The following is a 25569-nucleotide window of genomic DNA, read 5'->3' as shown; positions in this document are numbered from 1 at the left end:
TTAGGTAGATCTTTGTTTGTATTCCTGTAGTTTTTGATCTGCATTTTCACCAAATAATATCTGGCAAATCTCTACCAAGCCCGAGTCCGCTAAAACATTTTTACTGGCGACAACCTGAGTCACTTTACTTCGACGGCGTAAAAAATCATCCAAATGCGTGATCATTTCTGACTTCGCCATGAGTTGTAGTTCGCAGACAGTATATTCAATTTCTTCAATCGGTTTGTTTAACGCATTCGAATCATTCTTAATGAGCTCCAACAATTCGAACGCACGTTCATCATAACGACGCCAAAATCGCTCGGACAGAGGTTCGAGAGAAGAGCTCGGCGTTTGAGCGTCTAAATTCATTTCGCGCGCTTTCGTCAAGAACTCTTGTTTCAAGCTCGCACTGGGTTCGCCGTACCAAACATCTTCGGACTCGGCGGAACACAAACCAAAGTCTTGAATTAAATTGGCGGCTTCGTTGCCAACATTAATACAATCCGTCAACTTCCCTCCGAAAATACTAATAAAGCGATCCTTAGCATTGCTATCGATAACGTGTTTTCGCGAGAGCTTTACCCAATCCTGGTCTTCCTTCATATCCACTTTCGCCAGCACCAATGGTCTCACGCCGCAGCGTTCGGCAATGATGTGGTCAAGGGTCAAAGGTGTTGCGAGCTCTAATTGAGCATTCACGTTATCCAATACAAATTGACGTCCTTCATCGGTAACACTACTACTTGGCTCCGGCACTCTGACATCTGTGGTACCAATGCAGGTTTTATTGCCCATCGGTATCATAAAAAACAATCGTCCATCGCTGGCAAAGAAAGTGAGGATCTTTTTACTCGGCGATATTTGATCAATGATTAAATGAATACCTTTAGAAAAAACATGTCGGTGCTCTGTGTCTTGGCCAATCAGTTGATTGTAGGTATCTACATACGGCCCGCAGGCGTTAATAATTGATTTCGATCGAATTATCCCAAGCTTTTCAGAATTCGAATTTGCATCCCTAATTTTCGTTTCCCACATTCCCTTGGAATAAGATGAACCCAAAGCTTCAACATAATTTGCGATCACCGCCCCAGAACGCAGTGCCCGTTGAATAAACTTAAATACAAATCGAGAATCATTATCCGGCAAATAACAATCTGAATACTCAACCCCACCAATCGCATCACTCACTTCAACAATAGGCTCTTCACTCTTAATCGTTTTTCGGCTCAGATAACGTGGCGGCTTGGTGAAACAACCACCAATAAACCAATAAAAAAGCGCGCCCAAATACACAAAAATCGCTGGCATACGGAAACCACGACGAATCGTTGTAAAAAAACGGATCTCTTTGACACTGGAGGGGTAGTGACGCATAAGATGATTGCGGCTACGACATAACTTACTAACAAGGAATAGTTCGCCATTCTCCAAATACTTAATCCCACCCCAAGCCAGATTTGAAGAATTTGAACTGGAGCCACTGGCAAAATCCCGCCGATCGATGAGCGCAACCTTGGCACCGCGCGCAGTAAGTGCAGCGGCGGATACAGCACCATTGATACCGCCACCAAGAATCAATACATCGAATTCTCGGTCAGACAACTTCGCGATATTTTCGTCTCTTAAGCTTGTGAAGGTATTGTGCAATTGCTGGATTCCTGAATGCTTCTCAACGGTGAAAATAACAGAATTATAAGAAGAGGCTATTCTAAGGAAGTTCTAAGAAAATTGCTCGGCGATAAACTGACTAATTGGATTATTTTGTAATGTAAAGAAAAAAACAAAGCAGGTAGGGCGATACAAAAGTTCCGCAATGCAGATTCGAACACGACATTCTTTGTCGAAACGCCGAGTTTTTATCTATTGAATATCGAAGGCATGTAAAAAGGCACCCGTACTGAATATTCCCCACCGTCGACCGTCAACCATTAGTGGGGTAAATATGGAAATAACTGTTTGCCCCGTAGGAATAACAAAACTGCCCATACTTACATCCTTGCAATTAGCTACATTTTCCAACTCTTGCTTGTTGGTCACTGAAAAATACATGACACGGCTTCGTGTTCTATCCACTGCCAAATCCCCTGTCTCCGGATGAGACAAAGCATTGATGTTGAGAGGTGAATAACTATGGTCATCAGAAGGAAGCCAATACAACACCCCCTTCGCCACTTGGTTACTGTGCCACTCTTCTATATAAGGTTGTAGCTTTTCCCTTAACGGCGCCCTCCAACTCACTTCAAATTTACCCATTTGCGAATTGGGAACTGGAATATAATTCCTATCAAAAATATCGACGCCCTCTTCACTTAGCTCTTCTAAAATTTGTTCTACTATCTTCGCTCGCTCCAACATGGGTGTTACTAAAAATTCGATAGGACCGCCTTGTAAGCGAAATCGAGCCAGCCTCTGTAAAGCAATATTAGCTATATCGCGCATAGAATCCGCTTGCGAAAATGTTTCCTGCATCTTAGATCGGATATCCAAACTCAAACTTCGAATTTCTTTGGTGCGCTCCAAACCCTCGGAGTTTGTTAATGATAATTCCTCAACCGTTGCACTGGCCATCAACAAATCTTGCTGAGTGTTTTCGAAATTAGACACCATCTTTTCGAATTCACTTAAGGTCAGCGTAACCGTTTCTTTCGCATCATCAGTACTTTCTACAATGGAGGCCGTGCTATTAGCAGTTTGTCCCACAACTACGCTCATATCCGTCACCAGTTGGCCAATCTGGTCCGCGGCGCCACCAACTTTCCCTGCAAGCGCTCTTACTTCATCAGCCACTACCGCAAAACCTCGGCCGTGTTCACCGGCCCGCGCGGCTTCAATTGCGGCATTCAACGCAAGCATATTGGTTTGCGCAGCGAAATTTTGCACGGTTTCTAGAATACCGCTGATATTTTTTGAATTTTCCACCAATCGTCCTACCGTACTCTCGAACTCCCCCATAACGGTAGATGTCGATTCGATGTGCTCTAGGACCCGCCCAAACTCTTGTAGAGAGTGACGTGCAACATCTAAATTAGCAGAGTTCGCTCCGGCAATAGATGTTGTGCGTTCCGCCAGATCTGATAAAGAACGATTCGTTTCATCACTTGAGGTAAAAATCTGATCCGCTACTTCAGCTTGACGATCGGTACGAGATTGTGATTGTTCGGAAAGTTTACGAGCATCTGCAGAAGCAACGGCAACTTTTAAACTTTGTTTTAAAAGCAGAGCAAGAATATTGCTGGTCCGAGTTATAAACTGATTAATCTCTTGGCTAAGTCCAGTCTTTTCTTCATCATCAGACTCTTCATCAATTAACTGGCATAAATCTGCGTGGTCTTGGTTCGCAAGCTGCAATGACGCCATTTGTTTTTGATACTCGCCGGCTTTGAACGAGAGGTAAAAAAGCGTAGCACAACTTACGGTTCCGATAATCACTGGGATAGAAACTGCTAACTTTAAAGAAGCGGGTGGTAACAATAAACACAGTGCTACGACGACGAGAAATGAACCCATCGCGAGTAGACTACAAAGCTTTTCTAGCTGGGATTTATTCACAATATCACTTTCAAACCCGCTAACATCAATATCATCATTTAAATTCCAATCCCACTTACTTAACTAGTAAAGAACTTAACTCGTAAAGGACTTAAATAGTAAAGCCGCTTAAATATTAAAGGCACTTAAAAAAGCACCCGCAATAAACACGCCCCAGCGTCGACCATTTACATCCACAGGCGTAAAAATAGTAATAATGGTATGTCCGGTGGGAAGTACAAAACTGCCCATACTGACATCTTCACAATTGTTAATGTTTACTAATTCTTGCTTGTTAGTAATAGAAAAATACATAGATCGACTTTGCTTTATGTCTAGTGCAAAATCACCGGTCTCCGGATGAGACAGAGCATTCGTGTTAACCGCCATATAACTACGATCATCAGCGGGAAGCCAAAACAAAATATCTTTCGCGTTTTGATTGCCGTGCCACTCATCAACAAAAGGTTGAATTTTTTCACGAAAAGGCACTCGCCAACTCACGTCGACCTTACCCATTTTTGAACCGGGAACCGGAATGTAATTTCGATCAAAAACATCTACGCCACTCGCACTTAACTCTTCTAGTATCCGCGCAGTTATCTGCGCCCTTTCCAATAAAGGTTCAACCAAAAATTCAACGGGTCCATCTCGCAATCTAAAGCGAGCCAGTTTCTGGATGGCAATATTCGCCATATCACGCATAGAATCTGCTTGTGCAAATGTTTCCTGCATACTCGATCGAATGTCCACGCTTAGACTCCGAATTTCCTTGGTACGCTCTAGACCTTCTGTGTTGGTCAACGACAATTCTTCTACCGTCGCGCTGGCCATCAACAAGTCTTGATGTGTGTTTTCAAAGTTTGCCACCATTTTTTTAAATTCAGACAAGGTCAAGCTTACAGTCTCTTTTGCATCATCAGTACTTTCTACAATAGAGGTGGTACTGTTTGCGGTTTGACTCACCACTGCGCTCATATCCGTTACCAGCTGGCCTATTTGGTCGGCTGCGCCACCTACTTTACCCGCAAGCGCTCGCACTTCATCGGCCACTACCGCGAAACCTCGTCCGTGTTCACCAGCCCGTGCCGCTTCAATTGCAGCATTCAAGGCAAGCATATTCGTTTGTGCTGCGAAATTTTGTACCGTCTCTAAAATACCAGCGATGTTTTTGGAATTTTCTACCAATCGGTCTACAGTGTTTTCGAACTCACCCATAACCGTTGATGTCGATTCAATGTGCTCTAAGACCCTTCCAAACTCTTTTAATGAAGACTTCGCAACATCTAGATTATTAGAATTTGCTCCAGCAATAGAAGTAGTTCGTTCTGCCAACTCTAGTAGCGATTGATTGGTTTGGTCACTTGCAGTAAAAATCTGATCGGCGACTTCTGCCTGACGATCAGTACGCGTCTGAGATTGTTCGGAAATCTTTCTAGCGTCCGCCGAAGCGGTCGCCACCTTGATACTCTGCTTCAGCAGTAGAGATAATATTTGGCTAGTGCGAGTAATGAATCTATTAATCTCTTGTGTTAAACCATCGCGCTCCAACTCATCCGACCCCACTTCAATCAGATGACGTAAATCGGCGTGGTCCTGATTAGCTTGGCGCAACAAAGCGACTTGCTCGTCATATCTTTTCTCTCCCATCGTTATCACCAAGAGAGTCAGACAGCTCAAAAAACCAGGCGCAAGGAGGAATACCGATAGCCAAGAAAAAGAACTCGCAGGCACCAAAAACCAAAAAGCTCCAATTGCCAAGAAAGAGAGCATTGCGACTACAGCGCAGATTTTTTCTACAACATCTTTACTCACGGTATCACTTTTACTCGCAGCATCACTTTTACTCGCAGTATCACTTTTACTCGCAACATCATCGGACCCTGCATCAATATAAGCTTCATAATTAAAAATTTTTTCGATAGCACCTTTTTGATGGCACTAAAGTCGACAGCCCTATAGCCATCTCTCTCAACAAACCGCGACTTAGGCGACTTGGGACACTCTTCTTTATACTATAGCGGCATAATTCTCCTTTTGCTTACCCGAAATATTCAATTTAACCTTAATTAATGTGTGAATTTTTTAATTCCATATTGTCAATTAATTGACACTCCTCGCCCTATTTCCAACCGCAGTCAAAAAACGTCAATGTATTTTTACATTTATCCAACTTAATAATTTAAATTTAGATTTATAAATATTTTTTTAATTCCACTAACAGAGATATTCTTCAGAAAATAAAACTATTAATTTTTAAAAATAAAAATCATTTGACATTGTGAAGAGCCGCACACAATCAAAATGCGTGATCAAAATCCGCTGATACACTGAAATTGAAATCAATTTTTTATTCTTCTTGAGCCACTATTTTCGAGAAGAAAAGTGAGCGGTGGATACTGTGAATAATTTTTATTTAATACTAAATAAATATAAGAATTTTTTCTTCATATACATATTCGTATTATTTCTTGCCGCTTGCGGCGGCGGAGAAGGTGATTCTGACGACGAAGTTATTGTGAATAATGGTGATCCCGACGCGGGATTGGTCAGCTCGAATCCTGACCCCGACCCTGAACCTGAAGAAACAACGGAGCCAGCGCCAGACGCCGGCCCTGATCCCGACCCAGTAGTTAGCCCAACGCCAATTGTTGAAAACAATGTTGCACTGTATGTCGCGGACCAGGATGTCGACGAACTATTCGAAATATTTAGTTTTAATCCTACTTCTAGCTCGGTCAGTAAAATAAACAACACTTTGGCGAACTGCGATGCCATTACTGGCGTCACCTGGACGAAAAACCTAAATAAAATTGTCTACTCCGGGTCTGAAAATACATCTGGCGTAAACGAGCTTTATAGCGCAGACCCCGACGGAGGCAACAAAGTAAAATTAAATTCCAGTTTGATAAGTGGCGGCAACGTTATTTCATTTTTAGTTTCTCCTAACAATTCTCATGTTGCTTACATTGCAGACCAGGATACGGACGGCGTTAATGAGCTTTACAGTGTTCAAATTGACGGGAGCAACGAAACAAAACTGAACGGCAGCATCGTCGCCGGCGGCAACGTAACGTCAATTCAATGGTCACCGGACGGCAGCAAAATAACCTACCTTGCAGATCAAAGTAGCAATGATGTTTTTGAATTATATAGTGTGAATGCAAACGGTAGCGGCCGCGTAAAACTTAATGCAAGCTTGGTCAGCAACGGTGACGTAACTGATTGGAAGTGGTCTCCCGATAATAACTTTATCGTTTATCGCGCCGACCAAGATAACAATCAGGTTTTCGAGCTTTATAAAGTTAACCCCAATGCCACAAACCGAGTAAAACTAAATGGCAGTTTGGTATCCGGTGGAGATGTGCTTGAATCTTGGGAAATTAGCCCTAACTCTACAAAAGTAGCTTATCTTGCGGAACAGGATACCAACAACGTCGCCGAACTTTTTACGGTAAACGCGGATGGTAGCAACAGGGTTAAGGTTAACGCTGATTTGAGCACTGGTCGTAACGTTGTGGATTGGCAATGGGCGCCAGACAGCTCATTGCTATCTTATGTCGCCGATCAATCCGGGCTGGCAGAATTTTCTCTTTACAGCGTCGACCCCGCAGGAAACAACAGAACACTATTAAGCTTACCGCTGGCCACTGGCGGATCTTTTCAGTCAGTGAAGTGGGCGCCTGATTCAAGTCTTGTGTTTTATAGTGCGGAGCAAGAAACCTTAAGTGTTAACGAACTCTATAGCACTGAACCCGATGGCAACAATCTCGTAAAACTGAATTCTAGTTTCGTTACGGGAGGAAGTATTCCCGACGCTGACGCGTGGAAACCTTCTCCAGATAGCACACGCGTTTTGTATCGCGCAGATCAAAATACAATAAACGTTTACGAGCTATTCGTCGTCAATGCGAACGGCGCGCAAACTCCCATTCGATTAAACACTTCACTACCAACTGGTGGCGATGTCGAAAGTTTTTCTTGGTCGCCTCAAGGTTCAAAAGTCTTATATCATGCCGATCAAAATACCGGCGGGCGATTAGAACTTTACACCATTAATTCCGATGCCTCTAACCGTACAAAAATTAATGGCGCTTTAACATCCGGGGGTAATGTTAAAGAGTTTTCTTGGATTGGTAGCTAACAAAATATCGATCATACACGTTTCGCTACATCGCGAAATAATACGCATCAAACATTTCCACTCGCTCATGCCACCTCCCTGCAAGTTGGGGAGGACGGTATATTCTTGCCTCTTTATCTCTCTCGACTTTTTCGAGAATAGCTTCTCTGTGATCCAAGTCCCTTTCCCTATCGTATAAGATCGCTGAAAGAGCATATAATCCGCAAGTACCTTTGAACGCTTTCCCTTACTCAATGAACGAAACAGATTCAGAATTAAATATGAAACCATTGATCGCCGTCGGCAGCTGCCTTGTGGGACAACCCGTACGTTTTAACGGTGGCCACAAGCGACACAATCCGCATATTGAAAAACTACAGCAACATGCCGATCTCGTACCCCTCTGCCCAGAAGTCGGCATCGGCATGGGTGTGCCTAGAGAAGCCATTCGTCTAGTAGAAATTGAAAACAAAATTTACATCCGAGATAGCGAAACTCAAACGATTGATTATACCGAACAATTAAAAAACTATGCCCGAGAAAAAATAAATGAACACCCCAACTTAAGCGGATATATATTAGTAAAAGGTTCACCCAGTTGCGGATTGGAACGGGTACCTCGCTACAATGCTCAGGGTAATACTATAGCGAGCGATCGCTCAGGGGTTTACGCGCAAGAAATAATCGATAGAAATCCATTGCTGCCCACTGAAGAAGACGGTCGTCTTTATGATCATGGGCTGAGAGAAAGTTTTATCTCTAGAGTTTTTCTTTATCACGATTGGCAACAACTCAATGAAAGCGCAATCACCTTAGATAAAGTGACTGCATTTTATTCTCGGTATAAATATACCGTTATGGCGCATTCAGTGCCGATTTATAAACAACTCGGCCCCATGCTAGCTAATGCTCACGCCGATCCGATCAAAGAAGTGGCAGAGAAAACGATAAGCTTAATGATGGCCGCACTTAAAAAAGTGGCGACAACTCGCAGCCATACTAATGTTTTGCAACATATTCAGGGCTATTTAAAAAGAAGCCTATCGAAACAAGAGAAACAATCACTGAAAACGCTTATCGAGCAATACCATAAAGGTATCGTTCCATTAATCACGCCGATCACATTATTAAAACATCATTTTGAACAAAAACCAGACCCCTATATCGAAAACCAAACCTACATGCAGCCTTACCCTGATGAACTGGCTTTACGTAGCCACCTGTATTAACGCTACTTGTATAAACTCAAATCGCATAAACCCTAATTGTATAAACACCGCTCGCGATAACACTAACGAGATCGTAAAAAAGAGAGAAACGTGAAGAAAAAATTGACGTTCCAACATAGTTTGGTTTGGTTTAGAAATGATCTTAGGGTAACAGACAACCCAGCTCTTACATCTGCTTGTCAACGCAGCGAAAAAGTTTCAGCAGTGTTTTTCGTCGCTCGCAAACAATGGCAAACACATCATCTTTCAGCACACCGAGAGTCCTTCACTTATCAGGCGCTGGCATCACTCGAACAATCACTGGCAAAACTTGGTATTCCTCTACTCATTAAAGAGTGTGATTGGTTTAGCGAAATACCGGCTATCATCGCTGAGCAACTCGACTCCTTATCTTGCCAAGCACTTTATGCGAATGCCGAATACGCACTCAACGAAAAAAAACGTGATGATAAAATAATGGCAATGTGTAGCGCCAAAAATATTCATGTTAGCTATAGTCATGGCAATGTCATTATTCCTCCGGGAGAAATTGTTTCACTTGCCAAGACGCCCTTTAAAATTTTTACGCCTTACAAGAAAGCCTGGCTTAACCGTCTCAAACAGTTTGATCGCCAGCCCTTACCAATACCAGCAGCTATCTCGACTTCTCGAACACCCAAGAACAGTAAAAACAATTTGCTTATAAACCGAAAAATTAACGCTTTGCAGGACCAAAACGCAGACGCAACAACTCAGGAGGATAAAATGTTGCACAGAGAGCTGGTGGCGAGTGAGTCCGCAGCCTACAAACATCTACAAGCGTTTATCGAGGACGCGATAGAAAAATATAACATTGATCGAGACATCCCTGCGCTTTCCGGAACTAGCCTACTATCACCTTATCTAACCGTAGGCTTGATCTCCCCTAGAGCGTGCCTAAATGCCGCGAGAATGCACAACCAAGGTCAGCTGTACGACGGCCAGCAAGGAATCGACACGTGGATAAGCGAGTTGATTTGGCGAGAATTTTATACACATTTACTTGCAGCAAATTCAAATATCTCAAAACATAAAGCCTTGCGACCCGAAACTGAACGGGTGCCGTGGCGTCACTGCAAAAAAGATTTTTCCGCTTGGAGTGAAGGACGTACGGGCTATCCTTTAGTTGATGCCGCAATGCATCAACTAAACACTACAGGCTGGATGCACAATCGGCTGCGGATGGTAACCGCGACTTTTTTAACGAAATACTTACTTATCGATTGGCGGTGGGGTGAGCAGTATTTTATGGAAAACCTCATCGATGGCCATTTCGCAGCAAACAATGGTGGCTGGCAATGGTGCGCTTCCACAGGATCAGATGCCGCCCCTTATTTTCGAATTCTCAGCCCTATTCGACAAGCAGAACGCTTCGACAAAGAGGCAATCTTTATCAAAAACCAACTGCCGCAATTAAAAACCGTTCCCGCCAAAATTATTCACCAACCAGGACACCCTGAAGTTCTAGCAAAAGGTTACCCAAAACCTATCGTCGACTTAAAAGAAGGTAAAGAACGTTGTTTGAATGCGTTTAAATTCGCTTTTGATAAATAACATTTTCCTTCAGTCAGAATTTTATTTTTTGAAAAAATCTCGTGTCTTGATTGAGGTAAAATAAATAAAAAATTCACGATTAACGCTTTTAGGTTTTCGCCGTGACGACAACTCTTATTTTTTACCATCAATCCACCCACCTGCCCCAAGAATACCTCTGTTAAGTCAATTATTTAAAACACCTTATCAAGCGCAAAGAAACGCAAAGATGACTATCATCTAAGCCCGCGTACTCCCTAACTGCGCCCCCTTAATTGATCTTAATCATTAACGACACCCCTGCTAATTGACATTTACGCTTGCCTCTATAGAATCCTCAGAACTCGGAAAATATTAAATATAATCAGTTTTCCATATTATCCAAAGCAGCTTTTGCGTTTTTAAAACCAGTAACACGGCGACTCAGTTTTTGTTAGGCCTTTGGCCAATCGAACAATAAGGGTCACGCACAAACGCCTGATCAACCCCTAATAATAAAGGTTAATGAATGAAAGCAAATATCCCTATTGCCATCGCCGTTGCGGTATTTCTTTTTGGTTGCTCACAACCAAACTCAAACACACCGGAAGAAAACGCCGCTGGTGAAAAAAGTTCGAGTGCTCCCAGCTGGAATTCCCTCACTCCCAAAACGGGAGAATGGATCACCTGGGGTGGCGACTTGGGCAATTCACGATATTCAGCTTTAGACGAAATCAACAAAGAAAACGTCTCCGACCTCAAAGTACTTTGGCGTTGGCAGGCGGAAGAACTACCCAATCGACCAGACTCAAATTGGAAAGCCACACCACTGCATATCGATGGTGTTCTCTACCTTCCGACTGGCGGATCAAAAGTTGCAGCCATTGACGCAGGTACTGGTGAAACACAATGGTTGTTCACACCCAACCCTTTGCGTGTTGGTACTCGTCGCTTCACTGGATCAAGCCGCGCAGTTTCTTACTGGACAGACGGTGAAAAAACGCGAATTTTGCACAACTCTATTGATGGGCGTTTATTTTCCATCGACGCTGCTACCGGCGAACTTGATCCAAGTTTTGGTAATCAGGGTGTTGTCGATCTCGTCGCAAACCTACTTGATGAAGATGACCCTCGTGAAGCTGAAGATATGGGATCGACTGCTCCAGGTATTGTTGTTGGCGACGTAATTGTTATTCAAGTAATTGGTAATGACACACCGCGTAAAATTGGTGGTACGCCTGGCTACATACGCGGTTACGATATTCGTACTGGCGAAGAGCTATGGAAGTTTCACACTATTCCCAAGCCCGGTGAATTTGGTCACGATACTTGGGATGACCCAAATGCATGGCAACATACCGGTGCTGCGAGTGTCTGGTCGATGATGTCGGCAGATCCAGAATTAGGCTACGTGTATTTACCGGTAGAAAGTCCAACCAACAATTTTTGGGGCGGCGAACGCGATGGTGACGGGCTTTTTGGTGAATCAATTGTTTGTCTCGACGCAAAAACGGGCGAACGTGTATGGCATTATCAAGTTCTTCATCACGGCGTTTGGGATTACGATTTACCTGCGGCCCCTATTCTCCATGACATAGAAAAAGACGGCAAAACTATTAAAGCCGTAACTTTATTAACTAAGCAGGGCATGAATTTCGTTTTCGACCGCGTTACTGGTGAGCCTGTTTGGCCTATCGAAGAGCGCCCAGTCCCCACCGAGATGGGCGTCCCTGGCGAGAAACTTTCCCCCACTCAACCCTTCCCTACCAAACCTGCGCCCTATTCGAACCTTGGCTACCACGAAGAAGATCTCATCGACTTTACGCCGGAGTTAAAAGCCCAAGCCTTGGCGATGATGGACGATTATGTAAAAGGCCCGATGTATACACCTCCCACCTTGGTTGGTGATGGTATCCCAACCAAGGGCACAGTCGTTTACCCGAACTATGGTGGTGGTTCCAATTGGCACGGCGCCGCAATTGATAAAGAAACTAACACCTTGTTCACACCCACTCGCAATACCTTTATGTCCATTGGTTTGCGAAAGACCGACCCAAGCTTAACCGACTGGGAATACACACCAGCGCGGGGCGGCGGACTTATGTATTTGCCGAATGGCCTACCGGTTAATCGCCCACCTTGGGCACTAGTCACCGCAACGGACATGAATAAAGGTGAGCACACTTGGTCGCGTTCAATCGGTGGCGCACCTGATTGGATTCGCAACCACCCAGCGATTAAAGATTTAGATCTCGACTGGGACAACATGGGACAGATTTCTGTGCGACCAAGCCCGCTGGTGACCAAATCCTTATTGTTCTTGGCAGAGTCTGCAAATATCGGTGGCGACCCCGGTGGCAAGATGTTTCGCGCTTACGACAAAGTGACCGGTGAAGTAATCGCGGAAATCGAACTACCCGAAAAAACCTCTGGCGCGCCGATGACTTATCAGCACGACGGTAGACAATACATCGCAATGGCATTGTCGACGCGAGAACATCCCGCCGAACTCATCGTTTTGTCTTTACCAAGAGAAGGCGATAAAGAAACGGTCTCAGTGACCGGAAATGTTTCTTCAAACGCTGCCGCGGCAACTCAGACAAGTGCAGCAACGGAAACAATTACTGCCACACCTGAGCAACTTGCCGAAGGCAGAAGTGCTTTCCAAACCTACTGTTCAGCCTGTCACGGCACAACGGGGCAAGGAATCCCTGGTTCAAACGCTCCGGCATTACGCTCCCTATCTAGTCTTCAGGAGGTCCGCAATATTATTACCACCGGTAACGCGGAAATGCCTGCGATGTCGGCCATTTTAACCGCCACGCAGATCGATGCGGTCAGTCGCTTCGTCATGATGGAATTAGCATCCCGAGAAAATTAATTTTTTATTACAGATAAATGAATTTACAGCGCAAAAATAATCGCGAGGGTAGAAAAAATGAAAAATAAAATGCACCTAACAATAAAATCGACATTGTTAACCGCGGGAGTTTTAGCCTTATGCATTGCAAATACTCACGCTGCGTCTGATTACAAATCGCCAAAAAATTCTTTAGGTCAACCAGATATCGGTGGCATTTGGAGTAATGCGACGACAACGCCCTTTGAAAGGCCTCGAGAATTTGGCGATCAGTTGATATTACGAGAAGACCAAGCGGCAAAAATTCAAGGTGCAGCGGAGGACTATAGAGCAGCGGGTAATGTGCCTACTGACCCCAACGAAGGCGCGCCAAAAGATAAAAATACCAATGCCGGATACAATCGCTTTTGGACTGACCCTGGTACGCAAGTTATGCGTGTCGACGGCAAGCCGCGTAGCTCTATGATTACCACTACCGCCGATGGACGCGTACCCAAACGAAAAGCTGGCGCGCCGCCTTATGTTCGAGCACGACCTGGCGCAACAATTCCGGACAAAGACGGAAATATGGTTGGTCGAAATGACAACCCAGAAGGCCGCGCATTATCGGAACGTTGCATATTCATGCAGACCGCGGCGGGCCCGGTTATGCGACCTGTGTTGTATAACAATAATTATTTGATCAGCCAAGGCACCGACACCGTTGCTATCGTGGTCGAAATGGTTCACGACACTCGCATCATTCATATTGGTGGAAAACACCGAAATGATGGCGTAAAAAACTGGATGGGAGATTCTATCGGCTGGTATGAAGACAATTCTTTAGTCGTCGAAACTATCGACTTTCACCCGGAACAAAGTTTTTACGGAGCAACAGACAAATTAAAAGTCACGGAACGGTTTACCCGTGTTGCTGACGATCGCTTACTGTATCAATTCACCATCGAAGACCCAAATGTTTGGGATGAACCTTGGGGCGGTGAATACGAATTTTGGGAATCACCAGGTATTTATGAATACGCTTGCCATGAAGGCAACATCGGCATGGAAGGTATTTTGGCTGGTGCCCGCGCAGAAGAACGTCGAGCGGCGGAAGGAAAAAAATAGGGTAACCAAAAGTTATCACCCACTAAAAAGGCCGGTGTTAACTGGCCTTTTTTATTATCCAAATTTTGTTTAACTGGCATCAAGCTTAAAAAATTTAACCAACGCTGACAAATGTAGTACTTTCAATCAAGACGCCAAAAAGCATTGAGCAAGTACATAGTCATTATATGTAAGGTTAACCTATAGGACGTATTCAGGTGCACCGCAAACCTCAGTAGCCCATTAAATTATTTTAACCCTTATTTTTTACCTCCCTTGTTCACTCAACACAGACTCAACTCACAAGCCAATAGCTTTACTCTTAACAAGTACACATGTGAACCTAAGCGCCATACGCTGGAGAAAAATTCAATTTAAAAAAAAACCAGAGAAAATTACAGTTTATTGAAACGCAGTTCACGTCCGAGTTTTGAATTCCGCGATCCTATTTATTGATTGCTATTACGTTATTAAAAAATATTTTCCGCAGAACAAAAAAGTATATCGCCTAGCAGTAATTTCATTTAAATGAACGATTAAAGTGCAGACTATTCTAATTTCTGAGTTTTACTCTCTCAAGTATTGTAAGTTAGGCAAATAGAGCGCTAAACTCCCGCTTCACTTTTTAATTGATCTCAGCTAAACCACTTCACCATAAAAACAATACATCTCTAACTCATTGAGCGGATTGAATATGGGAGCTGCACTTAAACTGATTTTTGTAGATGAAGACCCTGGTGATCTCGAATTGGCGACAAGGATAACTATGGAGGTCGTTCCCGATTGTGATGTACTCACATTACAGTCTACTGAACAACTTAAAAATACGCTTAAACCACACTTACCCTATATCATTTTCATCGATTATTGCTTATCAGGAAACGTAGGGACTGAAGTCATTAAAGATCTTAGCGCATTTTACCCCTGCGCATCGTTTGTATTGTTAACGCGCCACAGTGATGAAGAGCTTGTTATTTCAGCCTTACGAGCTGGTGCTGTCGATTTTTTAAAAAAGGATGAACTGAACACTCAATCGCTCAATTCTTTACTGACACGGATTGCCAGCAACAAAGGTAACCGCCTGTTTACCGGGGTTGAAAAATATAATGTTGCTTGGTATTAAGTCAAACCAAGTATGTTAAGTTTCTCTCTTACCGCTACTTTTCGTGAGTTTCCCAATAAAGATCACGCCCTCCTATCATGTAGGCAGGCCCTTTCTCTAACGCAGCAATCATCCGAGCTTTTCCCTCTTCGGTAATAAACTGCATATCATATTCTCTAAACGGAAAGCTTGTTTCAGGTGTTATACGTTTTTTGTGTTTTTCTAAATACTCAGACAAAGAACAGATAACGCGCGCAGGGTTACCTGCACAAACAGTATCTGGTGGAAGCCGAGAAGACACCACCGAGTTTGCTCCAACAAGGGTACGCGGACCAATTTCCGCTCCAGCTAAAATAACCGAGTGCGCGCCGATATGACATGACTCATGAATGATGACGCGACCTAAACGGCTTGCATCAAGAAACTCATCCATTTGCGCGTCATGGGCCAAAATACTACAGAACTCTCCGAAGCCACAAAGATCATCAATACTAATTAAAAAACAGTGGCTATTGTCAATCCACGTGGAGGCTGGAAGGTTTACATGCTTACCAATATGCATTCCATTAGCGCGCAGCTTTTGCCAGCGGCGTTTCAATCGCCATTGATCGACACGCTCTTTTAATCGACCCGGCAAGCTTAAGACCCTACTAATAAACATCATCCAAAAATCCTCAATCGGCCAAATTTAAACCCAAAAACCTACAATTTCCATTCGCCAATTTTTTAATTAATAATTTGAGCCACGTAAAAGATAACACCCTCATCCAAACAAAGAACTTATCTGAAACAGTAAAAGACCCAGACAAAGCATTGCTGCCAAAAACGGATAGCTGCGTGTATTTTCTATTAGCTTTACTGACTCCTTGTTTAAAGAGCGATAATTGTTATTTTTTAACTTCCACAACGATAAATTAACTAATGAAAATATTATTAAAATAATAAAACTGGTTGCTTTCGCGAGCGTGGTTAGTGGTAAAAACAACGCCGCAACTAAAATCAGCCCCGCTATGAGCAAAGTCGCAAATATCGGAGTTCGGGTAGCGGGGAAAATATAATGCAAGTAATCCGGCCCACCGTAGCGCTTCGACATGCCATAGCACACACGCGACGCCATTATAATCTGAATTAGCACGCCGTTGACAATTGCAAACACACTAATAACGGCAAGCGATTTGGCAGCTAACACGCTCTTCCCCTCAAGTATTTCCGCTAAGGGCGCTTCACTATTGACCAGATCAAGCAAAGGCAGTGAAAGTGTCGCGACAAGAGAAATCAACACATACAAAGTCGTCGACAAAATTACCACCCAGAGAATCGCCCTCGGCATTGTTACCTCAGGTTTTTTAACTTCTTCGACAACATTCACCATATCCTCAAAACCGATAAATGCGTAGAACGCTAAAAACGCACCATAGAAAACACCGGCAAATTGCGCAGAAGTTTTTGGAATAAAAATGTCCGAGAATTTATCTGGAACTAAAGCGAGGCTTTCACCGCAATAATATAAGACCACCAATAGACCGAGAACCTCTATGATGGTCATCGCCGCCGCGAACATTAAAGATTCTGCAATACCCCAGATCGCGAGTGTCGCCATTAATAAAATTAACAACACAATAGTCAAAGAACTATTCAGCGGAAGTAACAAATTAAAATACCCAACAAACCCTTTGGTTAGGGTCGCGGAGGATACTATGCCAGTAAGAATAATCAACAAACCGACGAGCAATGTTAACCACTTCAAACTAAAACCATTTTCAATATATATCGCTTCCCCAGCGCTCTTCGGAAACAACACCACCAGCTTGCTGTAACTCATCGCCGTAAGTGCCGCAATAAGCGCCGCGGTAAAAAACGATAAAGGCGCAAGCAATCCCGCACTGCCAGCTACTTTTCCGACAAGCACATAAATGCCCGCACCAAGGACTGTGCCGAGACCATAAAATATTAAAAGCGGTAAATTAATTCGGCGGGCTAAAACGGGAGACTGGGACATATATTTCCAAAACCTAGTGTTGATCCGTTCTTTTCTAACAATGCCTATCAAGACACCCATGATAATGATTGATCAAGATGCCTATCAAGACACCCATGATAATGATTGATCAAAGCCATCAACAACTGTATATTTGACCAGCCTATGATTCATGGAGGATCAATTAATGCCAAAGCCAAGGAAGGAGCTTATCTCCTTAGACGCCACTCCCTATTATCACTGTACGGCACGCTGTGTTCGCCGAGCTTTTCTTTGCGGTACTGATTCAGCGACAGGAAATTGTTTTGAACACCGTCGCCAATGGATTGAAGAGCGTATCCTCGAGCTAGCAAACTGTTTTGCAATTGATATCTGCGCTTACGCAGTCATGAGTAATCATTATCATGTGGTCTTGCACGTCGATACGGCACAAGCGGAAAGGTGGACAAATAACGAAGTTTGTAAACGTTGGCACTCACTCTACAAAGGCACCTTGCTGACACAAAAATTCGCGCGCGGCGATACCTTAAGTAAAGTTGAAAAATTTGCAGTTGACGAAAAGCTAGAACAGTGGCGCAAACAACTCTGCGATATTAGTTGGTTTATGCGGGCTTTAAATGAACCGATTGCCCGGCAAGCGAATACGGAAGACAACTGTACGGGAAAGTTTTGGGAAGCAAGGTTCACCTCGCAAGCGCTACTTTACGAAAAAGCGCTCGCGGCTTGTATGGCCTATGTCGATCTCAATCCGATTCGAGCGCGAATGGCGACCACACCAGAAACATCAACACACACCTCTATTCAACGCCGAATCACAGCACTGAAAAGTACCGGGGAACAACCAAAAACATTAATGCCTTTTGTCGGTAACCCGCGGCAAGACATGCCAACAGGATTACCCTTTCCATTAAAAGACTACATTGAACTCGTCGATTGGACCGGGCGAATTATTCGCGAAGATAAGCGCGGGTCTATTCCACAACATCTTCCTCCAGTGTTAACCCGCTTAAATATCGACCCTCAACATTGGATAACACTCAGCACGCAATTTGAAAGTCGCTTCAAAAATTTGGCGGGTTGCGTGTATGCATTAAAACGAGCAGCCAAACAATTCGGCTATCTACGCACGCCAGGCTTGGCAGGTTGTCGCGCCCTACTCCACTAAATTAATCGCCTCAACAAATCAAAATACTCATTGGGTAGTTTTCTCTTCGCCTGATATTCGCCCTTTTCACTGCTTTTACTATTTTTTCTAAGAAAGTAGTGAATTCGGGGGAAGGCAGGAGAAACTATTTGAAGGGATTGCTTGTTTTACTCGACGATTTTATAAACATGGGTGTCTTGATAATTTTCTATATTTTAATTTGTTTTAGCCTCATAACGCAGCGATGTGCGGATTTTATAAGTGGAGGCGAAGCCGGAGCTTATAAAAGTCCGAACGATTGCCTTGTTATAACTGCTCACATGAGCATTACTATTGACGAGAAGGTAGCCTTCCAACCTTTTTTATCCATGCAATCTATAAGTGCAACAGTGGCTATATATCTGTTTCTTACGTGCTTAGTAATTTCTTTATCTTCTAGCTCAATTTTACAATTTACTAAATCTGCTCTAGCAATTTCCTGATCGAAACTACTATTGGGATCGATCATAAATTTTTCTTGTTCAACCCAATAGGTATAAAAATAACCTCCTTCATTATATTCTTTCTTAGTTAATCCTTGATATGCATTTTCATATACAGAACTACAGCCCGTTAAACCAATCACTAGAATTACTAATATCTTGTTATTCATGAGTTATAACGCCTAAAGCACAGGAAAATTGATGTGTAGCGAAAGCGAAACATTAAATTTTCCTGTGCCTTTAATTGTTAGGTTTAGTGATTAATTTCAAACCACGAGCAAATGCAAGATCTAATAGGTGACTTACTCCACCTTGGTTTTTGCAAAAAATATACGCAGTAAAGTCCCAGGTGATACTAAAAATTGCATTTACACTTGGGATTAAAAGTGGCCTCATAAAAAAATGATGATCAGTGAGGTCTTTTATAAGTTGAGTTCTTGAGCGAACACTCTTGATACCCCCTCTCCCATAGAATATTCCGTATACCTCATATTCCCTGACAATATCAGCCGCTAACCCATAAAATAGTTTGTATCGTTCACGCTCCTCTTTATCTGAACAGTCAAACTTGATCTGATTCTCTTTATCTTCAATATCCTTATACCATTTATCCCACAATGAAATTGGCAGTTTAATTATTGAATTATCCTCATGTAATTCATCAAGATAGAAAGTAGGGAACAATTTCCTAAGTTCATTTTCTTCCTTTTTGGATATATGTTTGAACGCACGCATGTGTAAACCTAACGCCGCGATGTGCGGATTTTATAAGTGGAGGCGAAGCCGGAGCTTATAAAAGTCCGTACAATTGCCTTGTTATGAGATTTTTTTATCATTTTGGTTTGATACCCAACGTTAACGACGCACTATTAATTATTTTACTTTTTTAGCATTGCGGCTTAGCCCGTAAAAGCACTAAACCTTACATTATTTTTTACCCTGAGAGCATAGTGACTTAGCCAGTAAAAAACACCGTGCTTTACATATAGTCTTTACATTTTTACGAACTTAGTTTGTGCGCTACCTCGTTTCGGTGGCACAGTGCACTAACAAAACCACTGCAAACTTTTACCGATTTTATTTTTTTACGCTATATTTTAATTTGTTTTAGCCTCATAACGCCGCCATAAAAAGCGCGACGCTAGGAGCGTCGTAGGCCGCGCGCTTTTTTGCGGCCGATTTTTAATGGCTTTGTTATGCATATTTTTCAGGCTTGGTATGCTCTTTAAGCTCATCGGACAAATTCTCTAGCTCTTCTTCTTTAACCAATCCCTCACCGCGCAGCATCATTAGCTGAATTGCTGCTTTAGACCGGCTGTGATCATTAAACAATAATGCGATCTGTTTATCGTAGTTCTCGATTAGCCTATACAGATACAAGTACTTACCATGATTTGTCGTGTTTTCTTTATTGCTTAGGCCTTCAGATACATCGTTGAGCACCGTTTCACAGAAGCGCTCTAAAGCAGTTTCTTTTATCTTTTTAAATTTTTTCCAATCAGATTCTGAAATCATTTTTTCTCATTCATGCATAACGCCAAGCCAAGGGGCACACGGAGTGAAGCGTAGTGTGTCCCGCGGAAGCCGCGCTTTTTGCGGCTGGAGCAAACTTGGGCGCCTTGTTAGGTGATTTACGTACAGTCATGATTTAGATACCAACCATCAACGAGTGGGGTAATTTCACTAGAATAGCTTGGCTTAATATCTGTATTTGGAATTGAGCCATCACCATTTAAGTTTATGGTCGTTAAGCAACCAGAAACAGCTAGCCCGCTTCTATGAACCATTATGCGAACCCAGCTCGGTTGCTTGGGGCAATATTCTATGCGTTCGGAGCTAATTTTTTTTAAAAGAGACAAATAGTTTTCGTATCTTTCTTTCGAAAGACCGACTTCATTAAGAACTTGTTCTAGCAAAATCTTACGCTCATAGTTTTGGTTAGTGTTCCATTTACCACTGTGCTCCCAATAGTCACCAATATGATCTGTGCCTACTGCAAAGCAGGGAGAAGTAAAAGTTTCTTCCTGAATCATTGAGTATATTCGCTCGAAAGAATCACGATTTTCAGAGAATCTTTGTTTTATTCCTTCGAGATCAGCCTGGCCACCACAAGCAGTCAAGAAAGTTACTAAGAAAATGGCTCGGATTTTCATTTTCACCTAACGCCCCACTAAACCGCGCCGCTTTTTGGCGTCGGTTTTGAGTGGTTTGTTAGCGTGTTGTTTTCATGTATATAAGGAGAGATTACGCGATAGACTCGAGAAATATATTGTTCTTCCTCGCCGACCGGCACTATATAACTAAGCGCCTGCTCCATTGCAGCTTTGCCTAAAAACTGACAAATTACCCAACCGGCAAGATAATGTGCTGATAAACAGCCGCCTACCGTTACGACATTGCCATATCTCGTAAATCCTGATTTTCCCACCCTATATCCTGAGTCAATCAACTTTGTTCGAGTACTGTTGTCGGTAGAAATTTCATTGTCGTCCAGCAATCCCATTTTTGCCAATATAAGTGCCCCAGAACATTGGGAACAAACTATTTGACGGTTTAAATCAATTTGAAGTTCGTCAATAATGGATTTATCGTTTGCAACCTTTTCGCTATTACGTCCACTGCCGACGATCACCACATCAGCTTCAAGTGCGAATTCCAATGTTCTTTGTGAATCTATACGCACTCCATTCATCGAAACAACAGAAGGTGTTGGACTAGTTATTTCCGCCTCTATCCCTTCCGATACCATTCTATTTATGGCATTTAAAGCGAGGAACGAATCAATTTCATTAAAGCCATCAAAAGTCAGTATTGATACTTTGATCATTTTAGTTCGATTCCTACGTAAGAACGCTAACGCTCGCGTAATAGGCGCGAGCTTGCGAGCGTCCTAATTGACGCGCTTGTTAGCTGCATTATTGAAACTTTCTCAGAAATTCTAATAATGCTTTTTGCGGGTCGCTTTCCTTTGAGGTAAGCATTTTAATGCCCCATTGATCTAATATTGTTTCTTGAATGGGGTTTGGTCTATGCGTAAATACATATGATCTTGGCTGAACACCACCACCGTTATTTGACTTCCATAATTTAGCCAGCTTGTAGAATAGAAACCTAAGATTCACATCAGTTAGACTATACCCAATGAACAAAACAGATTTTCCTAAAACATCCGACCTGAGTTTTATATCTAAAGGGGTCTCAAACTCTAAGCGCTCATAGTAACTAGACTCATCAAGTACAATAGTTTCATCGTTGTCAAAATCACCATGGAATTTAATAACTTGAGTTACACCATCTTTGATCTTTGCAATATCAGATACGCCCGCAATTTTTGTATATTTCTTGTTATACAATTCATATGATTTTTCTAGCCACCTATCATAATTGGTGGTGTAAACCATTGGGAATTTTGAGTTTGCAATAAGTTTGTGTATCTCGGAGCCTTGCAAATCCACATTGGCAGAATGCCAATTAGTATCCATCCAGCTTCTGAGAGGGCCAATACTTCCTGTTTTTACCCTATAGTATTCTGCTAAGGCCAAGTCATTGCCGAAAGACTTGTATATTTCGGGGTCATATCCCAACTCAACGGCAATATGATCTATAAGTTCTGACCACGTGGGAAGACCAAGATTTTTCGATACTCCTGCACCGACAAAAAGGATGACATTTTTTTCTCGATATGATGCTACAAGATCATCCATTACAGAACCTCCGATACAAGAAATTCTCTAAAATTATCAAAAGCTATCTTGCGCATTGAAATCTCATTTTTCTTTTCGCCCATCTCGGCAAATGTTTCTTTAAAGCCTTTTGGGATAAAAACACAATCCCATTGAAAATCTTTATTACCTCTTGGCTCAGACGCTATATTTCCTTCCACAGCCCCTTCAAATATATATACTTTCTTAGCATCACAGAATGCGATAACTGTTTTTGCTGTGAGAGATGTATTTTCTAACCCACCGAACAATTCAGAAAATTTATCTGCTTTTAACTTATCCCAGAATACCTGTGTTAGACCGCCGGGAAAACCTTGTAAGCTGTCAATGTAAAGGCCTGTATGCTCAATAAACACGGGGCGACCTACTTTATTGAAGGCCTTAAGTACTTTATCCCTTACTATGTGCTTAATATCTTCAGTCTGTATTTCATGTATTGTTAAGGGAGCGTGGACAATAGATACCCCTATATTGCCTAAGATGGCCTCGACCTCTTTAGCCTTGTGGGGGTTCTTTGTTACAAAATTAATTTCCACGTAAATATCTCTGATTATTGAGGGCAGCTAACGCTCAAAGCATGCGAAAACGGAGCGAAGCGTAGGTTTTCGCATGGCTTTGCTTGTTAAGTGTTTTTTAACCAACGTGAATCGTGCCTCCACATTTGGGAAATTGTACGCAGCCCCAAAATGTTTGCCCAGCATAGGAACCGCGTTTTGCAATACGCTTTATCATTGGGTGGCGACAAACCGGACAGGAAGGAAGTGAACCTTTTTGCCACCTACTAATTAGGATAAGGTTTGTGGCAAGTTTAAATAATGGATGAAACGTAAAACCCAAAATAACTAAGTAAGCCATGTAGCTAGGAAATTGTACTGTCTGTTCAGTTTTACTTATGAGAGATACAGCTTTAGATAATTGATATGGAACAAAGTAGATTATTAATAGAGCTACTATAAAACCAGCTATCGCTAGGCTTGCGGGAACCCAAACTAATTTTTTCTTTATTGTTTCGTCCATACTCCAATTTCCCTCGGATTCCAATTTTACACTTAACGCCTAAAGCACAGGAAAATTGATGTGTAGCGAAAGCGAAACATTAAATTTTCCTGTGCCTTTACTTGTTAAGTGTTGACCAGCTTTTGTACCGCGACATTACAACCACTACCTGAGTAAATATATAAAACTTCTAACGAGGACATATATCGTTGCGAGATAGAAAATCTTGTATGTGCTTTACCCCGATCTTTACCGTACTCAAGGGGGATAACAAATTCCGATACCTCACCATATAAAAGCTGGATAGCTACTAAATTAAGCCCCTTATGTTCTAGCAGTAACGACATTGATATGGCTTTTAGTGGTATATGATTATCCGTTTGTGCCTCTTCAGTGATTTTGATATCTATTGGAAAATCACTTTTCTCGGGGCAGGAATGAGCAGAAAAGCTCAGCGCTAAAATTACTAGTACAATTAATTTTTTCATGATTGAGTACACTTAACGCCCAAAGCACCCGAATTGCGGGCGCATTAATGGCTTGTTTTTCAAAGCCATTGCCCGCAGTTTCGGGTGGCTTTGTTTGTTAAGTGCTTTTAATTTGTTCAATTCTAGGCACTCTCGTTGAAGCAACATCTACTATGTGGTTTAGACAATTAAAAGCATAATGCTTATATGGTCCAGGGTGGTCATCTGAAGCAAATGTTGCTTTGCTAATGTAGTCTAAAAAGTGAGACTTACTATATATACAGAATAACCTACCCTCAAATATCTCGTGATCGTCTTGTATAGTATACGATTCGTCTAATACGGAATAACCCACATAAGTTTCGAATACAATTTCGTAAATACAACTTTTGTCGGTAACCTCTAATGCTCTACTACCAGATAATTTTACTCCGCTAATTTCTATATCTTCCTCTTCACCAGACACTGCTTCTTCGATGGTAAGCCTAAGAGAGTTATCTTCTGGCTCACTAATGCTTCCAAGATAAATATACTTATGATTGTTAATTTTTTCGAAATAGCTCATATGCACTTAACGCCGCGATGTGCGGATTTTATAAGTGGAGGCGAAGCCGGAGCTTATAAAAGTCCGTACAATTGCCTTGTTATGAGTTTTTTTTATCATTTTGGTTTGATACCCAACGTTAACGACGCACTATTAATTATTTTACTTTTTTAGCATTGCGGCTTAGCCCGTAAAAGCACTAAACCTTACATTATTTTTTACCCTGAGAGCATAGTGACTTAGCCAGTAAAAAACACCGTGCTTTACATATAGTCTTTACATTTTTACGAACTTAGTTTGTGCGCTACCTCGTTTCGGTGGCACAGTGCACTAACAAAACCACTGCAAACTTTTACCGATTTTATTTTTTTACGCTATATTTTAATTTGTTTTAGCCTCATAACGCCAAGGTAAGGGGCGTGCGAAGCAACGCGTAGCACGTCCCGCGCAGGCTGCGCTTTTTGCAGCCGGAGTGAACTTGACCGCCTTGTTATGCATTTTTTTAGACGATTGTTTCATATATTTTATTTTTTGTACCATGAAATTGATTTATTTTTCTTACAATATTTTCTAATTTCTCAGGATTCGCTGATTGCCCGAAGTGAAGAACATAAATACCAGTTTCATCGTCACATGTTTTTAGCTCACACAACATATCAAAATGTTCAGTTGTTACATCATCAATGTAATCTTGATGCTCATAACTGGAAAGCCTGATAGATGGCCCCCATTGTTCGTCAATATGTACTTCAAGTTCTGTTAGTAGCTCGTTTTCTTTCATCTTTTGATTGCA

Annotated in this window: 23 protein-coding genes; 7 read left to right on the top strand and 16 right to left on the bottom strand. The window is 42.3% G+C overall.

Going from position 1 to position 25569, the window contains the following annotated elements; translation table 11 throughout:
• The 3 genes from ACYUCY_RS11835 to ACYUCY_RS11825 all read right to left on the bottom strand — a co-directional run bounded on the left by ACYUCY_RS11835 (position 1) and on the right by ACYUCY_RS11825 (position 5328).
• Positions 1 to 1632, bottom strand: coding sequence for a glycerol-3-phosphate dehydrogenase/oxidase (locus ACYUCY_RS11835; protein WP_460226709.1), 1632 nt, complete (start codon positions 1630 to 1632; stop codon positions 1 to 3).
• Between the two features lie 213 nt (positions 1633 to 1845).
• Positions 1846 to 3534 (bottom strand): methyl-accepting chemotaxis protein, encoded by a 1689-nt coding sequence (locus ACYUCY_RS11830; RefSeq protein WP_460226708.1) that lies wholly within the window; start codon positions 3532 to 3534, stop codon positions 1846 to 1848.
• 108 nt (positions 3535 to 3642) lie between these two features.
• Entirely contained in the window at positions 3643 to 5328 is a 1686-nt protein-coding gene (locus ACYUCY_RS11825) for a methyl-accepting chemotaxis protein (RefSeq protein WP_460226707.1), read from the bottom strand.
• 586 nt (positions 5329 to 5914) lie between these two features.
• Between ACYUCY_RS11825 and ACYUCY_RS11820 the strand changes: the two genes are divergently transcribed.
• From ACYUCY_RS11820 to ACYUCY_RS11795, 6 genes are all read left to right on the top strand, one after another.
• Positions 5915 to 7657: a TolB family protein gene (locus tag ACYUCY_RS11820; RefSeq protein WP_460226706.1), complete on the top strand. Its 1743-nt coding sequence runs from the start codon at positions 5915 to 5917 to the stop codon at positions 7655 to 7657.
• 260 nt (positions 7658 to 7917) lie between these two features.
• Positions 7918 to 8865 (top strand): YbgA family protein, encoded by a 948-nt coding sequence (locus ACYUCY_RS11815; protein ID WP_460226705.1) that lies wholly within the window; start codon positions 7918 to 7920, stop codon positions 8863 to 8865.
• Positions 8866 to 8955: 90 nt separating this feature from the next.
• Positions 8956 to 10437, top strand: coding sequence for a cryptochrome/photolyase family protein (locus tag ACYUCY_RS11810; RefSeq protein ID WP_460226704.1), 1482 nt, complete (start codon positions 8956 to 8958; stop codon positions 10435 to 10437).
• A 487-nt stretch (positions 10438 to 10924) separates the two neighbouring features.
• The gene (locus tag ACYUCY_RS11805) at positions 10925 to 13276 is read left to right on the top strand and encodes an outer membrane protein assembly factor BamB family protein (protein ID WP_460226703.1); all 2352 of its coding nucleotides are present in this window, start codon (positions 10925 to 10927) and stop codon (positions 13274 to 13276) included.
• A 57-nt stretch (positions 13277 to 13333) separates the two neighbouring features.
• Positions 13334 to 14362, top strand: coding sequence for a hypothetical protein (locus ACYUCY_RS11800; RefSeq protein ID WP_460226702.1), 1029 nt, complete (start codon positions 13334 to 13336; stop codon positions 14360 to 14362).
• 673 nt (positions 14363 to 15035) lie between these two features.
• Positions 15036 to 15464: a response regulator gene (locus ACYUCY_RS11795; RefSeq protein WP_460226701.1), complete on the top strand. Its 429-nt coding sequence runs from the start codon at positions 15036 to 15038 to the stop codon at positions 15462 to 15464.
• Between the two features lie 34 nt (positions 15465 to 15498).
• On the opposite strand, the gene ACYUCY_RS11790 is transcribed toward ACYUCY_RS11795, so the two are convergent.
• Positions 15499 to 16107 carry an acyltransferase gene (locus tag ACYUCY_RS11790; RefSeq protein ID WP_460226700.1) on the bottom strand — a complete coding sequence of 203 codons (609 nt, stop codon included), beginning with the start codon at positions 16105 to 16107 and terminating at the stop codon, positions 15499 to 15501.
• Between the two features lie 99 nt (positions 16108 to 16206).
• Positions 16207 to 17442 carry an APC family permease gene (locus ACYUCY_RS11785; RefSeq protein ID WP_460226699.1) on the bottom strand — a complete coding sequence of 412 codons (1236 nt, stop codon included), beginning with the start codon at positions 17440 to 17442 and terminating at the stop codon, positions 16207 to 16209.
• 166 nt (positions 17443 to 17608) lie between these two features.
• Between ACYUCY_RS11785 and ACYUCY_RS11780 the strand changes: the two genes are divergently transcribed.
• Positions 17609 to 18586, top strand: coding sequence for a transposase (locus ACYUCY_RS11780; protein WP_460226698.1), 978 nt, complete (start codon positions 17609 to 17611; stop codon positions 18584 to 18586).
• 295 nt (positions 18587 to 18881) lie between these two features.
• Here ACYUCY_RS11780 and ACYUCY_RS11775 read toward each other — a convergent pair whose 3' ends face one another.
• The 11 genes from ACYUCY_RS11775 to ACYUCY_RS11725 form a co-directional block, all read right to left on the bottom strand.
• Positions 18882 to 19217 carry a hypothetical protein gene (locus tag ACYUCY_RS11775; protein WP_460226697.1) on the bottom strand — a complete coding sequence of 112 codons (336 nt, stop codon included), beginning with the start codon at positions 19215 to 19217 and terminating at the stop codon, positions 18882 to 18884.
• Between the two features lie 70 nt (positions 19218 to 19287).
• Complete coding sequence (locus tag ACYUCY_RS11770) at positions 19288 to 19782, bottom strand: hypothetical protein (protein ID WP_460226696.1); 495 nt, start codon at positions 19780 to 19782, stop codon at positions 19288 to 19290.
• Between the two features lie 459 nt (positions 19783 to 20241).
• Positions 20242 to 20562, bottom strand: a complete 321-nt coding sequence (locus tag ACYUCY_RS11765; RefSeq protein WP_460226695.1) for a hypothetical protein — start codon at positions 20560 to 20562, stop codon at positions 20242 to 20244.
• 116 nt (positions 20563 to 20678) lie between these two features.
• A complete protein-coding gene (locus tag ACYUCY_RS11760; protein ID WP_460226694.1) occupies positions 20679 to 21206 on the bottom strand; it encodes a hypothetical protein in 528 nt (175 codons plus the stop codon).
• Between the two features lie 11 nt (positions 21207 to 21217).
• Positions 21218 to 21874, bottom strand: a complete 657-nt coding sequence (locus tag ACYUCY_RS11755; protein WP_460226693.1) for a DJ-1/PfpI family protein — start codon at positions 21872 to 21874, stop codon at positions 21218 to 21220.
• 88 nt (positions 21875 to 21962) lie between these two features.
• Entirely contained in the window at positions 21963 to 22751 is a 789-nt protein-coding gene (locus ACYUCY_RS11750; protein ID WP_460226692.1) for an SIR2 family NAD-dependent protein deacylase, read from the bottom strand.
• Entirely contained in the window at positions 22751 to 23305 is a 555-nt protein-coding gene (locus tag ACYUCY_RS11745) for a non-canonical purine NTP pyrophosphatase (RefSeq protein WP_460226691.1), read from the bottom strand. Before ACYUCY_RS11745 ends, ACYUCY_RS11750 begins: the two co-directional genes overlap by 1 nt.
• Before the next feature lie 97 nt (positions 23306 to 23402).
• Positions 23403 to 23786: a hypothetical protein gene (locus tag ACYUCY_RS11740; protein ID WP_460226690.1), complete on the bottom strand. Its 384-nt coding sequence runs from the start codon at positions 23784 to 23786 to the stop codon at positions 23403 to 23405.
• A 104-nt stretch (positions 23787 to 23890) separates the two neighbouring features.
• Positions 23891 to 24253 carry a hypothetical protein gene (locus tag ACYUCY_RS11735; protein ID WP_460226689.1) on the bottom strand — a complete coding sequence of 121 codons (363 nt, stop codon included), beginning with the start codon at positions 24251 to 24253 and terminating at the stop codon, positions 23891 to 23893.
• 97 nt (positions 24254 to 24350) lie between these two features.
• A complete protein-coding gene (locus ACYUCY_RS11730; protein ID WP_460226688.1) occupies positions 24351 to 24797 on the bottom strand; it encodes a hypothetical protein in 447 nt (148 codons plus the stop codon).
• A 481-nt stretch (positions 24798 to 25278) separates the two neighbouring features.
• The coding region (locus ACYUCY_RS11725) for a hypothetical protein (RefSeq protein ID WP_460226687.1) at positions 25279 to 25569 on the bottom strand (291 nt) is incomplete at its 5' end.

Source organism: Aurantivibrio infirmus (genome assembly GCF_054767315.1).
The sequence above is the reverse complement of the archived record's forward strand: the minus strand, read 5'-3'. Positions and strand labels throughout refer to the sequence as shown.

What these genes read in the sequence shown, in the direction of transcription:
- ACYUCY_RS11815 (WP_460226705.1), top strand. Translation starts at nt 7,918, where the DNA reads ATGAAACCATTGATCGCCGTCGGCAGCTGCCTTGTGGGACAACCCGTA.
- ACYUCY_RS11805 (WP_460226703.1), top strand. Translation starts at nt 10,925, where the DNA reads ATGAAAGCAAATATCCCTATTGCCATCGCCGTTGCGGTATTTCTTTTT.
- ACYUCY_RS11800 (WP_460226702.1), top strand. Translation starts at nt 13,334, where the DNA reads ATGAAAAATAAAATGCACCTAACAATAAAATCGACATTGTTAACCGCG.
- ACYUCY_RS11795 (WP_460226701.1), top strand. Translation starts at nt 15,036, where the DNA reads ATGGGAGCTGCACTTAAACTGATTTTTGTAGATGAAGACCCTGGTGAT.
- ACYUCY_RS11790 (WP_460226700.1), bottom strand. Translation starts at nt 16,107, where the DNA reads ATGATGTTTATTAGTAGGGTCTTAAGCTTGCCGGGTCGATTAAAAGAG.
- ACYUCY_RS11785 (WP_460226699.1), bottom strand. Translation starts at nt 17,442, where the DNA reads ATGTCCCAGTCTCCCGTTTTAGCCCGCCGAATTAATTTACCGCTTTTA.
- ACYUCY_RS11780 (WP_460226698.1), top strand. Translation starts at nt 17,609, where the DNA reads ATGCCAAAGCCAAGGAAGGAGCTTATCTCCTTAGACGCCACTCCCTAT.
- ACYUCY_RS11775 (WP_460226697.1), bottom strand. Translation starts at nt 19,217, where the DNA reads ATGAATAACAAGATATTAGTAATTCTAGTGATTGGTTTAACGGGCTGT.
- ACYUCY_RS11770 (WP_460226696.1), bottom strand. Translation starts at nt 19,782, where the DNA reads ATGCGTGCGTTCAAACATATATCCAAAAAGGAAGAAAATGAACTTAGG.
- ACYUCY_RS11765 (WP_460226695.1), bottom strand. Translation starts at nt 20,562, where the DNA reads ATGATTTCAGAATCTGATTGGAAAAAATTTAAAAAGATAAAAGAAACT.
- ACYUCY_RS11755 (WP_460226693.1), bottom strand. Translation starts at nt 21,874, where the DNA reads ATGATCAAAGTATCAATACTGACTTTTGATGGCTTTAATGAAATTGAT.
- ACYUCY_RS11750 (WP_460226692.1), bottom strand. Translation starts at nt 22,751, where the DNA reads ATGGATGATCTTGTAGCATCATATCGAGAAAAAAATGTCATCCTTTTT.
- ACYUCY_RS11740 (WP_460226690.1), bottom strand. Translation starts at nt 23,786, where the DNA reads ATGGACGAAACAATAAAGAAAAAATTAGTTTGGGTTCCCGCAAGCCTA.
- ACYUCY_RS11735 (WP_460226689.1), bottom strand. Translation starts at nt 24,253, where the DNA reads ATGAAAAAATTAATTGTACTAGTAATTTTAGCGCTGAGCTTTTCTGCT.
- ACYUCY_RS11730 (WP_460226688.1), bottom strand. Translation starts at nt 24,797, where the DNA reads ATGAGCTATTTCGAAAAAATTAACAATCATAAGTATATTTATCTTGGA.